Here is an 11,777-nt window from a genome sequence, read left to right on the forward strand (position 1 = left end):
ACCTTATCCGATGCGGTCTGCGATGTAAATCCATGTGTGTACATAACATGCGTTCCCTTGAAATCCTTCATCCGCCGCTCGACGCCGACTTGCGGATATCGGGCATCACGGCCACTGCCGTCGCGCATGCAGCACGCGGAGGATCTCGACGATCCCCTCAGCCGGTCTGATGCGATACACGAGCACGTAGTTCGGCGCGACCACCAGTTCGCGCGTGCCGGCCACTCGCCCTTGCCGATACGGCTCTGCACGGGCCGGCAACGTGGCGGCCCTTTGTTCCAGCAGTTCGTCGAGTTCGATTGCGGCCTGCGGGTCGTCCTCGCCGATGTAGTCCATGATCACGGCGCGATCCTCGTACGCCTTCGGATTCCAGTGCAGCGCGAAGGTCAAGAAGCATCCCCTCGCCTGCCCGCGAGCCGTTCACGCAGCGCCGCACGGCGCGACGCGAAGTCGGCGCTCACCTCCGCGTCGGGAATCGACGCGCGCGGATCGTCCAGCGCCTGCTGCACCTGCTCGCGAAACCAGCGATCGTGGGCCGCTGCCTCGTGTGCCGCCCTCATCGCGGCCGCCCGATCGGGCCGGGTCGCCCGGCCGGCCGCATCCGGGTCGAACTCCGACGCATCCACATCGAAACGGCTGATGCCGATGTCGCGCAGAAAGCCGACCAGCGTTTCAAAGCGGCGAAACACCCGCACGTCGCCGCGTTTGGCCGACAGAAAGCGTTCGTTCGTGCCGCAACGAGCCGAGATCGTCCACCCGCTGCCGCAGCCAACTACACGGGCCGCGTGCACGGCGCCGGCTTCGACCAGTTCCGTCAGCGTCTTTTGATCGATCGTTTCGGTGGCCATGGTGATCCTCGATCCAGTTAACCATCGGTTGGCCAAAATTTTACTATTAAATGGCATCCCACTTTATTATTGCTTGGGGTTCGATTTCCCTGCCGGGATAAGCATTCATCCCGACTCCCATCGTGTCCACTTTTCACTCTTGGCCCAGCGCGCACAAGCTGGCCGTTCGGCGAGCCGCACCGGCGAACGTGCAACATCCACGCCCCGAGCTCGCGCGTTCCGACACTTTTCACCGGCCAGCGTGCCGGCGCCCCGACAACAGGCGTAATCTGTACATCCCGCTACCCAGGGAGACGGCAGCCCATGTCGCATTCCAAGGATCTCGAGCCGCGCGCCACCACCGGCGCGCGACTGCTCGTCGATGCGTTGCTCGCCAATCACGTCGAACGCGTGTTCTGCGTGCCGGGCGAGAGCTTCCTCGCCGTACTCGATGCGCTGGCGGACGACACCGCGCGGATCCAGACGGTCGTCTGCCGCCACGAGGCGGCGGCCGCGAACATGGCGGAAGCGGTCGGCAAGCTGACCGGCCGCCCCGGCATCGCGTTCGTCACGCGCGGGCCCGGCGCGACCCACGCGTCGATCGGCGTGCACACCGCATTCCAGGATTCGACGCCGATGATCCTGTTCGTCGGCCAGTGCGCGCGCGAGCACCTCGACCGCGAAGCCTTCCAGGAAATCGACTACCGCCGGATGTTCGGCCAGATGGCGAAATGGGTCGCGCAGATCGACGACCCGCGCCGCATTCCCGAATACCTGAGCCATGCCTTCCACGTCGCGACGTCCGGCCGGCCCGGCCCTGTCGTGCTCGCGTTGCCCGAGGACGTGCTGTCCGACGCGTGCGCGCCGCAGCCCGTCGTGCCGGCCGCGAAACGCGTCGCGGCGTCGCCGTCGGCCGCGCAGGTCGACGAGCTGCGCGAACGGCTCGCGCGCGCCGAGCGGCCGTTCGCGATCGTCGGCGGCAGCGGCTGGACGCCCGACGCATGCGCGAACCTGCGCACCTTCGTCGAGCGCTGGCAACTGCCGGTCGCGTGCGCGTTCCGCTTCCAGGACACCTTCGACAACGCGCACCCGAACTACGCGGGCGACGTCGGCCTCGGGATCAATCCCGCGCTCGGCAAGCGGATCCGCGACGCCGACCTGCTGCTGGTGCTCGGCCCGCGTCTCGGCGAAGCGACGACGGGCGGCTACACGCTGCTCGACATCCCGAAGACGCGCCAGACGCTGATCCACGTGCACCAGGGCGCGGACGAGCTCGGCCGCGTGTATGCGGCCGACCTGCCGATCGTGTCCGGGATGCCGGAAATCGCGGCGCCGCTCGCGGCGCTCGAACCGCCGGCGCACCCCGCGTGGGCCGGCACGGCCGCCGACGCGCACCGCGCGTACCGCGAATGGCACGCGCCGCTGCCGATGCCCGGCGACGTCCAGCTCGGCGACGTGATGGTGCAGTTGCGCGAGCGCCTGCCGCACGACGCGATCCTGACCAACGGCGCCGGCAACTACGCGATCTGGCTGCATCGCCACTTCGCGTACCGGCACTTTCGCTCGCAGCTCGCGCCGACCAGCGGCGCGATGGGCTACGGGCTGCCCGCCGCGCTCGCCGCGAAGTCGCTGTATCCGTCGCGGGCCGTCGTCGCGCTCGCCGGCGACGGCTGCTTCATGATGGCCGGCAACGAACTCGCGACCGCGATGCAGTACGGGCTGAACATCGTCGCCATCGTCGTCAACAACGGGCATTTCGGCACGATCCGCATGCATCAGGAGCGCAACTATCCCGGGCGCGTGCACGGCACCGGGCTCACGAACCCCGATTTCGCCGCGTATGCGCGCGCGTTCGGCGCGCATGGCGAGACGGTCGAGCGCACCGCCGACTTCGCGCCGGCACTGGAGCGCGCACTGACCTGCGGGCTGCCGGCGCTGATCGAGATCCGCATCCCGCAGGACGCCAGCACGCCGGCCGCGACGCTCGAGCAGATCCGCGAGCAGGGCCGCCGCGCGCGCGGCGCGTGATCATGGAAATGCGCGCCGCTGCGGCCGGCCTCGCGCTGTCGCGCGACGACACGCTGACGTATCCGGGCACGCTGCTCGCGCCCGACGGCACGCTCGTCGCCCCCTACGACCTCGAGCACGGCGGCGGCCCCGCGGAGGATCACGTGCCGGCCGCGCCGGCGCTCGGCCTGCTGCACGCCGCCCACCGGCCGTTCCGGCTCGACTACGGCCGCACGGCGGACGTGTACGTGATCAACGGAATGGGCGTCGCGCTCGGCGACTCGGTGATCGGGCTGACCGCGCTCGCCGCGCTGCGCGCGATGCATCCCGGCCTGCGCTTCACGCTCTACCGGCCGGCCCGCACGCCGCGCTACGTCGCCGCGCTGTATGCGCTCGCCGCCGACGTCGTTGCGCCGTCGCGTGCGCTGCCGTGCGCCGCCGACGCACTGCCCGAGCACGCGCCGCGCATCGATCTCGGCAATCACCTGTACTGGCCCGCTTTCGCGCGACAGCCGATGATCGACTTCTTCCTCGACGCGCTCGGCACGGATCCGGCCACGGTGCCGGCCGCCGCGAAGCGCAATCGCTGGCTCGCGCGGCTGCCCCTGCCGGCCGAATGGCGGCGGCCGTACGTGCTGTTCTGCCCGAGCGCGAGCACTGCGGTGCGCAGCGTGCCGCCGGCGCTGCGCGCGGCTTTCGTGGAGCGGCTCGCGCGGCGTTACGGGCTGCCGGTAGTCGGCTTCGGCCCCGTCGCTCATCCGGCCTATGTCGACGTGAGCGGCGACGCGGCCGATACCGCGCACTTCATTGCCTGGGTCAGGGGGGCGAGCGTGCTGTTTGCGCCCGACACGGCCGCGCTGCATCTCGCCGACGGTTTCGACGTGCCGACGCTCGGCTGTTTCACGACGATCGGCCCGGCGCTGCGCGTGCGCGACTATCCGCACTGCGTACCGGTCGCGCTCGATGTGCCGGACGCTTTGCACGGGCTGCATCGCAGCGAGCGGCCGGACGACCTCGCGGCGGTCGAAGCCGCTTACCGGGCGATCGACTGGGATGCCTTGCCGTGGCCTGCGCCGCGTGAAGCGGCGGCTACCGCCGGTTAGGGATGGAGAAAAGGGAGTCGCCCGGATGACCGGACGCACCGCGGCATCCGCGCGCCGCCGCCCGCCTCACCCGGCCGCCACCGTCACCGCCCGCTCGCGCAGCGTCTCCGACGGCCGCTTGCCGAACAGCCGCCGATAGTCGGTCGCGAACTGGCTCAGGTGCCAGAAGCCCCACGCCTCCGCGACGTCCTGCACCGAACCGGCCGCCCGCCCGCACAGGTCGCGCCGCGCGCCGTTCAGCCGCAGCGTGCGCAGATAGGTCGCGGGCGCCATGCCGAGCACGTCCTGGAAACAGTACTGCAGCGTGCGCCGGCTCACGTGCAACTGCTCGCACAGCTCGGGCACGCCGACCGGGCGCGTGCGGTGTGCGAGCACGTACTCGCGCGCCTGCTCGACAATCCAGCGCCGTGTCGACGGGGCGCCGCCCGCGCCGTCGTCAGCCGGTTGCGCGCACGCGTCGAACAGCGCGGCCAGCACCTCGGCCTGCAGGTCGTCGCGCTGCGCGTCGGCCAGCGGCCCGCCCGCGGCCGCCGCGCCGTCGAGGCGGCGGCCGAGCAGCGCGCACAGGCGCGCGAGCCGCGTATCGCCGATCTGGATCACGCGCTGCGCGAACAGCCGCTCGTCGAGCGCACGGTGTTCGACTTCCTCCGCGTAGCGGCGCAGCACGTCGCCGCGCACGACCACGCCGTAGATCGAGAACTGCGCGGGTGTCAGCAATTCGAATTCGACGTTGCCGGGCCGGAACGCGAGCGCGCCGGGGCCGATGCGGCACGCATCGACCCGCGCGGTGCCGTCGCTCGTCAGCGGGATGCCGAACCAGTATGCGTCGCCGCGCACCTCGCACGCCTGCCGCAGCAGGTGGCTCGTCGATTCGCGAAACAGCTTCATCGTGTCGAGCGGCAGCTCGGTCAGCGTGCCGACGAAGCGGCCGGCCGCGAGCTGGTCGTAGGTCTGCCGCCAGCCGATCAGGTTGCGCGCCTGCTCGTCGGCGTCGTGCGCGACGCTGACCACGGCCTGGCCGGCCAGCGCGTCGTCGCCCTGCGCGCTGCACCGCGTGTCCTCGGCCGTCGGCTCGGCCATGCACTCCACTCGTTGACCCATCATGTTCTCCTCACCCGCCCGGGACCACGTCCAACACGCAAGTCCCGTGCCGATCCGCGTTGTCCGGCGACAAGCCCGTCATTCAACGCCGTGCGGCCGATGCGCGCCATGCGGGCGCACCCGGAGGCGGCATGCCGCGCACCGCGCGGGTGCGGCATGCGTGCCGCCGGCCGCTCGGCGACGCGCTACGCGCCCGGCCGCAACCGCACGACCCGCGTGCCGCAATTGCCGTACGCCTGCGCGACCGCCAGTTCGACGATCGGACTGCCCGCCGGCCAGGGCGCCGCGTCCGCTTCCGGCAGATCGGTGCGCAACGTCGCGCGGCCGTTGATCCGGTAGCGGATGCCGCGCACGAAATCGATGAACAGCAGCCCGACGCCGCAGCCGTCGCACGCCAGCGCATCGAGCCGGTGGCCGCCGTGCGCCGGCAGCGCGAAGCGCAGCGTCTTCGTGTCGATCACGCGCACGACCGGCCATAGATCGCCGTTCGCGTCGCGCATGCCCTGCACGATGTCGCAGGTCATGCGCGACGGGGCCGGGCCGCCGCTCGTCGTGCCGACGAACATGAACGGCTGCGATTCGACGAACTGGCGCACACCGATGCTCAGCCGCGTCGTCACGACGTCGCTCATCCGCTCGGCTTCGTCGGCGACGCCGAAGCGGTGATGCGCGTCGAGCTCGCCCGCGTGAAACACCGGGTGACGCGGATAGGATCCGGGCAGTTCTGACATGCTGGTTTCCGTCGGGGCCATCGGGGTGCGATACGGGCACGATACGGGCGCGAACGCGCACCGGCCCGTGCGAATGCCGACGCCCGTATCGAAGGTCGGAACACGAAAACGGCGAAGTGCCGGACGAACCGGCGCCAGCGCATTGCCGCCTCGCCGCGGACGCCGCCCGGCGGCTGGACAGCCAGCTGCCCGACCGCCGCACCTTCCACGGCAAGCCGGCACCGGACGCGTCGCCGTCGTCCGGCACCGGCCGCCGTACCGGGCAGCGTTGCGCTGCCGCCCGGCCGGCCCCGGCACTTCGCCCCCTGCTGCGGCGATCAGAAGAACCCGAGCGCCTCGGCCTGGTAGCTGACCAGCAGGCACTTCGTCTGCTGATAGTTCGACAGCGCCATCTTGTGCGTCTCGCGGCCGATGCCGGACTGCTTGTAGCCGCCGAACGCCGCGTGCGCCGGGTACAGGTGGTAGCAGTTGGTCCACACGCGGCCGGCCTCGACCTCGCGGCCCATCCGGTACGCACGCGTACCGTTGCGCGTCCACACGCCCGCGCCGAGCCCGTAGAACGTGTCGTTCGCGAGTTCGATCGCCTCCTGCTCGTCCTTGAACGTCATCACCGACGCGACCGGCCCGAAGATCTCTTCCTGGAACACGCGCATCTTGTTGTTGCCGAACAGCATCGTCGGCTTCACGTAATAGCCCGTGCCGAGGTCGGCGGCCGGTGCCGTGCGCTCGCCGCCCGTCAGGCATTGCGCGCCTTCGTCGCGGCCGATGTCGATGTACGACAGGATCTTGTCGAGCTGCTGCTGCGACGCCTGCGCGCCGATCATCGTCTGCAGGTCGAGCGGGTGGCCGCCCTTGATGCGCTCGACGCGCGCGACGGCCTTCTCGATGAAGCGTTCGTAGATCGATTCCTGGATCAGGATCCGCGACGGGCACGTGCACACTTCGCCCTGGTTGAGCGCGAACATCGCGAGGCCTTCGAGCGCCTTGTCGAGGAACGCGTCGTCCTGGTCGAGCACGTCGGCGAAGAAGATGTTCGGGCTCTTGCCGCCCAGTTCGACCGTCGACGGGATCAGGCTCTCGGCCGCCGCGCGCAGGATGTGCTTGCCGACCGGCGTGGAACCGGTGAACGCGATCTTCGCGATCCGCTTGCTGGTCGCGAGCGCCTCGCCCGCTTCCTTGCCGAAACCGCTGACGATGTTGATCGTGCCGGCCGGGAACAGGTCGCCGATCAGCTCCATCAGCACCAGCACCGACGCGGGCGTCTGCTCGGCCGGCTTCATCACCACGCAGCAGCCGGCCGCGAGCGCCGGTGCGAGCTTCCACGCGGCCATCAGCAGCGGGAAGTTCCACGGGATGATCTGGCCGACGACGCCGAGCGGCTCGTGGAAGTGATACGCGACGGTGTTGTCGTCGATCTCGGAGATGCCGCCTTCCTGCGCGCGGATGCAGCCCGCGAAATAGCGGAAGTGGTCGATCGCGAGCGGCAGGTCGGCCGCCATCGTCTCGCGCAGCGGCTTGCCGTTGTCGATCGTCTCGGCCACCGCGAGCAGCTTCAGGTTTTTTTCCATCCGGTCGGCGGCGGCGAGCAGCAGGTTCGCGCGCTCGGTGACCGACGTCTTGCCCCACTTGCGGCGCGCGGCGTGCGCGGCATCGAGTGCGACCTCGATGTCGTCGGCGCTGGAGCGCGGCACGCGGCAGAACGGCTTGCCGTTGATCGGCGACACGTTCTCGAAATACTCGCCCTTCACCGGCGGAACCCACTTGCCGCCGATGTAGTTGTCGTATTGCTGACGGTACGGGTATTCGACGTCGAGGCCCAGTTGTTTCAGGTCAAACGGGTTCATACATGTCTCCTGTTCATCGTGCTTGTGTGAATGCAGCGCCGGTTGGATCGCGCTGCACGGTTTACGCAACATGCGTGCCAAACCGGGCGAAAACGGAACAGGAGCGGTGCGTCCGGGCGCCCGCCGGGGGCGATGCCGGCGCACCGAACACGAGTGTCCCGATTCTGAACACCGGGACGGCACAGCGGGTACGACGGGTGTTCGGATTTTTCACAGCGCAGCTGCGCACGCACCGCTGCGCGCCACGCTCGCCGCATGGCATGTCGCTTGCGTGCGGAACGCGGATCCGCACGCATCGGCCACGCGCCGACCGAACCATGAACCAGCCGGGCCCCTTGAGCGACGATGTCGTCGCGTTCATCCATGAACAGGCATTCCTGATCGTCGCGACCGCGAACGCGGCGGGCGACGCCGACTGCTCGTATCGCGGCCGGCAGCCGCGCGCGGACGGTTCGTTCGCCCCGCTCGTCGACCTGCCCGATCGCCGCACGCTCGTGCTGCCCGACTTCGCGGGCAACAACCTGTTCAACACGATCGGCAACCTGCTCGTGAATCCGGCGATCGCGCTGCTGTTCGTCGATTTCGTCCGGCAGACGACGTGGCTCGTGCAGGGGCGCGCGACGATCGACGAAGACGCGGGAAGCCGCGCGCAGCTGTGGCCGGATGCGCTGCGTTATGTGGTCGTTGACGTGGAAAGCGCGCACGCGCGGGCCGATGCGGAATTGCCGCCGCTCGTGCTGGCGTGAGTCGCCGCACCATGCCGTCGTCGCGGCAAGGCGGGCGCGCATGAGCCGATGAGGCGCTGCGGCCGCTTGCGCAAACGCGCCCGCTCACCGCACACTCACCGCCCGCTTGCCTCCGCACAAGCCGGTTCGGTCCGGCGACGCGCCCGCGCGTCGGTATGCGCCTGTTCGCCGTCATCGCCGCGCGCTTCCGCCACTGCCGGCCGTGCACCGAGAAACGCGAACACCACCACCGCACACAGCACCGTGACGACCGCGAGCCCGATCAGCAGCCGATCGAATGCATGCACATAGCTCGCGAGCAGCGCCGCACGACCGACGCCCGGCAACCCGGCCGCCGCACCGGCGAGATCGCCGGTCGCGAGGCGCGCGGCCGCCCGCAGCGTCGCGTCGGAGGTCCCCGTCGCCGCCTGCCGCAAATCGGCGTGCGCGAGGGTCGCCAGCACCGCGCCGGCGATCGCGAGCGCGATCCCCTCGCCCGCCACGCGCGTCGTGCTGAAGATCCCGGTCGCCATCCCCGCGCGCTCCTTCGGCACGACGCTGACCGACAGCCCGTCCATCAGCCCCCACGGCATGCCGGCCCCGACGCCGATCGCGAGCATCGGCGCGATCGCCGCCGGCCCCGCGCCGCCGCGCAGCGCGACGCCCAGCCATACGAGGCCCGCCGCCGCGAGCAGGAGCCCGAGCCCCGAGATCACGCCGGCCGACAGCCAGCGCGTGAGCGTCGCCGCGACGAGCGGCACGACGAGCATCGGCGCAGAGATCGCGAGCATCAGCCAGCCCGCGTCGATTTCGCTGAAACCGTCGATGCCGATGAAGCGCAGCGGCAGCACGACGAGCAGCACGATGTAACAGCAGCAGGTCGACACCGGCAGCACCTGCACGCCGACGAAGCGCGGAATCCGGAACAGCGAGAGGTCGAGCATCGGCCGCGCGACGCGCGTCTCGATCGCGACGAATGCGCACGCGCCGAGCACCGCGCCCGCCAGCAGCACAACGACGAGCGGATGCGTCCAGCCGCGCGCGGGTGCCTCGATCACGCCGAACGTGAACAGCGTGAGCGCGGCGGTGAACGCTGCGGTGCCGGGCCAGTCGAGCCCCGTCGCATGCGGATCGCGTGACTCGTGCATGCGCGGCAGCCCGAACCCGAGCGACGAGGCGCCCGCCGCCGCGCCCGTGACGAAGATCGCACGCCAGCCACCGTGCGCGATCAGCCAGCCGGCGAGCACCGGCCCGAACGCGAGCCCGATCCCGAAAGTCGTGCCGAGCAGGCTGAACGCACGCGTGCGCGCCGCGCCGTCGAACTCCTGCGCCAGCGCGGCCGTGCCGCCCGCGAGCGCCGCGGCCGCCGCGAGCCCTTGCGCGGCGCGCAGCAGGTCGACCGCGAGCATCGACGGCGCGAACGCGAGCGCAACCGACATCAGCGTGAAGCCGCCGACGCCGATCGCGAACACGCGCTTGCGGCCGAACTGGTCGGCCAGCGCGCCCGCCGCCATCAGGAAACTGCCGAACGCGAGCATGAACGCGTTGGTGATCCAGTTCATCGCGACCGGGCCGCCGTGCAGGTCGCGGCCGATCGCGGGCGTCGCGACCGCGCCGCCCGAAAACGACAGCGGCAGCGCGACGGCGGCCATGCAGACGGCGGCCAGCACCCACGCGCGCCGGCGTGCCGACGTGGCTGAATCGGCTGAAAACGGGTGATCCATCATTGCTCCTCGAAAAGCCGGCGCGGATGCGCCTCAAGCGCGATCAAGGATAATTTCGATTCAATCACCGAAAAACAATGCGTTGCTCCGTATATAACGGACTAAAATTCCTCAATTCACCGCTTCGCATCCGCTCGCCCGCCTACGCCGATGGAAAACCTGAACGGCATCGCCGCCTTCGTCCGCACCGCCGAAGCGCTCAGCTTCGTCGCGGCCGGCCGCGCGCTCGGCATCTCGGCGTCCGCCGTCGGCAAGACGATCGCGCGGCTCGAGCAGTCGCTCGGCGTGCGCCTGTTCAACCGCACGACGCGGCGCGTCACGCTGACCAACGAAGGGCGCCATTTCTACGAACGCTGCCAGCGGATCCTCGAGGATTTTCGCGACGCGGAGGCGACCGTGACGGCCGCCGCGCAGCACCCGCGCGGCAAGCTGCGCGTGAGCCTGCCGGTGATCGGCTACCGGTTCCTGCTGCCGGTGCTGCCCGAATTCAGGCAGCGCTATCCGGACGTCGAGCTCGACCTGGATTTCAACGACCGGATGGTCGATGTCGTCGAAGGCGGCTTCGACGCGGTGATCCGCAGCGGCCCGCTGTCGGATTCGAGCCTGATGTCGCGGCGGCTCGGCCCGTTCGCGTTCGTGCTGTGCGCAACGCCCGCGTATCTCGCGCAGGCCGGCACGCCACGTGCGCCGCGCGATCTCGAAGCGCACGATTGCGTGCGCTACTGTTTCCCGACCACCGGCAAGCTGCAGGACTGGGCGCTCGCCGCCGATGACGGCACGCCGCTGAAGCTGCGCACCGCGATGACCTGCAACAACATGGAAGCGCTGCGCGGCGCGGTGATGGCGGGGCTCGGCATCGGCTACATGCCCGATTTCCTCGCGCGCGACGCGCTGGACACGGGTGCGCTCGTCACGGTGCTCGACGACTACCGGATCGCGCCGGGGCAGTTCTCGATCGTGTGGCCGTCGAGCCGGCAGCTGTCGCCGAAGCTGCGCGTGTTCGTCGACTTCCTGTGCGAGCGGCTGTTCAAGTAGACGGACGGCGCGGTCGCGCCATCGATCCGCATCAATCCGCGCCGATCCGCTCCGCTTCCGCCTGCGGCAACAGCGCATCGCTGTCGTCTTTCAGCCCGACGCCCGTGAGGCCGAGCCGGCGCGCGTGCGTCATCAGGTAATGCAGCTTGTGCGCGGCCGCGGCATGCGGCAGCCCTTCGGGCCGCACGTTCGAGATGCAGTTGCGCAGCGCGTCGTGGCAGCCGACCTTCGGCGCCCAGGTCAGGTACACGCCGAGGCTGTCCGGCGAGCTGAGCCCCGGCCGTTCGCCGATCAGCATCGCGACGACCTGCGCGCGCAGCAGTTCGCCGATCTCGTCGCCGAGCGCGACGCGCGCCTGCGTCGCGACCACCACCGGGCCGATCCGCCAGCCGTCCGCTTCGAGCCGCGGGCACACGGCCTGCAGCAGCGGCAGCGCCTGCTTCGCGGCCGCGAACGCCGACAGCCCGTCGCCGACCACGAACACCACCTCCGGCGCGTCGTCGAGCGCCGCGCCGTAGCCGGCCAGCAGCGCGCGTCCGTCATCGGACAGCTTGCGGCCGAGATCGGGCCGGCGCAGGTAATGCTGGCGGTCGGGCGCCGCGCTCTGCACGCCGAGCGTCGCGAAGCCGGCCGCGTCGATCTCGCGGCGCAGCGCGTCCGCGTCGAGCGGCTGGTGCACC

At 70.4% G+C, this 11,777-nt stretch carries 11 protein-coding genes; 4 read left to right on the forward strand and 7 right to left on the reverse strand.

Going from position 1 to position 11,777, the window contains the following annotated elements; all coding sequences use genetic code 11:
* Window positions 1-105: 105 nt before the first annotated feature.
* Both U4Z64_RS28150 and U4Z64_RS28155 read right to left on the reverse strand, forming a co-directional pair.
* Window positions 106-390 (reverse strand): type II toxin-antitoxin system RelE/ParE family toxin, encoded by a 285-nt coding sequence (locus tag U4Z64_RS28150; protein WP_321821685.1) that lies wholly within the window; start codon window positions 388-390, stop codon window positions 106-108.
* Window positions 387-848, reverse strand: coding sequence for a hypothetical protein (locus tag U4Z64_RS28155; RefSeq protein WP_044848380.1), 462 nt, complete (start codon window positions 846-848; stop codon window positions 387-389). Before U4Z64_RS28155 ends, U4Z64_RS28150 begins: the two co-directional genes overlap by 4 nt.
* 303 nt (window positions 849-1,151) lie before the next feature.
* Between U4Z64_RS28155 and U4Z64_RS28160 the strand changes: the two genes are divergently transcribed.
* Together U4Z64_RS28160 and U4Z64_RS28165 are read left to right on the forward strand one after the other, a co-directional pair.
* Window positions 1,152-2,855 carry a thiamine pyrophosphate-binding protein gene (locus U4Z64_RS28160; RefSeq protein ID WP_321821686.1) on the forward strand — a complete coding sequence of 568 codons (1,704 nt, stop codon included), beginning with the start codon at window positions 1,152-1,154 and terminating at the stop codon, window positions 2,853-2,855.
* Window positions 2,856-2,857: 2 nt separating this feature from the next.
* The gene (locus U4Z64_RS28165) at window positions 2,858-3,937 is read left to right on the forward strand and encodes an ADP-heptose--LPS heptosyltransferase (RefSeq protein ID WP_321821687.1); all 1,080 of its coding nucleotides are present in this window, start codon (window positions 2,858-2,860) and stop codon (window positions 3,935-3,937) included.
* A gap of 66 nt (window positions 3,938-4,003) precedes the next feature.
* On the opposite strand, the gene U4Z64_RS28170 is transcribed toward U4Z64_RS28165, so the two are convergent.
* The 3 genes from U4Z64_RS28170 to U4Z64_RS28180 form a co-directional block, all read right to left on the reverse strand.
* Window positions 4,004-5,038 (reverse strand): helix-turn-helix domain-containing protein, encoded by a 1,035-nt coding sequence (locus U4Z64_RS28170; protein ID WP_321821688.1) that lies wholly within the window; start codon window positions 5,036-5,038, stop codon window positions 4,004-4,006.
* 185 nt (window positions 5,039-5,223) lie between these two features.
* Window positions 5,224-5,769 carry a hypothetical protein gene (locus U4Z64_RS28175; RefSeq protein ID WP_124667293.1) on the reverse strand — a complete coding sequence of 182 codons (546 nt, stop codon included), beginning with the start codon at window positions 5,767-5,769 and terminating at the stop codon, window positions 5,224-5,226.
* A gap of 317 nt (window positions 5,770-6,086) precedes the next feature.
* Entirely contained in the window at window positions 6,087-7,613 is a 1,527-nt protein-coding gene (locus tag U4Z64_RS28180; protein ID WP_124486843.1) for an aldehyde dehydrogenase family protein, read from the reverse strand.
* A 317-nt stretch (window positions 7,614-7,930) separates the two neighbouring features.
* Between U4Z64_RS28180 and U4Z64_RS28185 the strand changes: the two genes are divergently transcribed.
* Entirely contained in the window at window positions 7,931-8,359 is a 429-nt protein-coding gene (locus U4Z64_RS28185; RefSeq protein WP_321821689.1) for a pyridoxamine 5'-phosphate oxidase family protein, read from the forward strand.
* 95 nt (window positions 8,360-8,454) lie between these two features.
* On the opposite strand, the gene U4Z64_RS28190 is transcribed toward U4Z64_RS28185, so the two are convergent.
* Window positions 8,455-10,062: an MFS transporter gene (locus tag U4Z64_RS28190; protein WP_321821690.1), complete on the reverse strand. Its 1,608-nt coding sequence runs from the start codon at window positions 10,060-10,062 to the stop codon at window positions 8,455-8,457.
* A 150-nt stretch (window positions 10,063-10,212) separates the two neighbouring features.
* Here U4Z64_RS28190 and U4Z64_RS28195 point away from each other — a divergent pair, with 150 nt between their 5' ends.
* Entirely contained in the window at window positions 10,213-11,097 is an 885-nt protein-coding gene (locus U4Z64_RS28195; RefSeq protein ID WP_321821691.1) for a LysR family transcriptional regulator, read from the forward strand.
* A gap of 31 nt (window positions 11,098-11,128) precedes the next feature.
* On the opposite strand, the gene eutC is transcribed toward U4Z64_RS28195, so the two are convergent.
* On the reverse strand, window positions 11,129-11,777 hold a 649-nt coding region (gene eutC / locus U4Z64_RS28200; protein ID WP_321821692.1), incomplete at its 5' end, for an ethanolamine ammonia-lyase subunit EutC.

Source organism: Burkholderia sp. BCC1996, from assembly GCF_905339955.1.
Classification (GTDB): Bacteria; Pseudomonadota; Gammaproteobacteria; order Burkholderiales; family Burkholderiaceae; genus Burkholderia.

What these genes read in the sequence shown, in the direction of transcription:
- U4Z64_RS28190 (WP_321821690.1), bottom strand. Translation starts at nt 10,062, where the DNA reads ATGGATCACCCGTTTTCAGCCGATTCAGCCACGTCGGCACGCCGGCGC.
- U4Z64_RS28175 (WP_124667293.1), bottom strand. Translation starts at nt 5,769, where the DNA reads ATGTCAGAACTGCCCGGATCCTATCCGCGTCACCCGGTGTTTCACGCG.
- U4Z64_RS28170 (WP_321821688.1), bottom strand. Translation starts at nt 5,038, where the DNA reads ATGGGTCAACGAGTGGAGTGCATGGCCGAGCCGACGGCCGAGGACACG.
- U4Z64_RS28195 (WP_321821691.1), top strand. Translation starts at nt 10,213, where the DNA reads ATGGAAAACCTGAACGGCATCGCCGCCTTCGTCCGCACCGCCGAAGCG.
- U4Z64_RS28165 (WP_321821687.1), top strand. Translation starts at nt 2,858, where the DNA reads ATGGAAATGCGCGCCGCTGCGGCCGGCCTCGCGCTGTCGCGCGACGAC.
- U4Z64_RS28160 (WP_321821686.1), top strand. Translation starts at nt 1,152, where the DNA reads ATGTCGCATTCCAAGGATCTCGAGCCGCGCGCCACCACCGGCGCGCGA.
- U4Z64_RS28155 (WP_044848380.1), bottom strand. Translation starts at nt 848, where the DNA reads ATGGCCACCGAAACGATCGATCAAAAGACGCTGACGGAACTGGTCGAA.
- U4Z64_RS28180 (WP_124486843.1), bottom strand. Translation starts at nt 7,613, where the DNA reads ATGAACCCGTTTGACCTGAAACAACTGGGCCTCGACGTCGAATACCCG.
- U4Z64_RS28185 (WP_321821689.1), top strand. Translation starts at nt 7,931, where the DNA reads ATGAACCAGCCGGGCCCCTTGAGCGACGATGTCGTCGCGTTCATCCAT.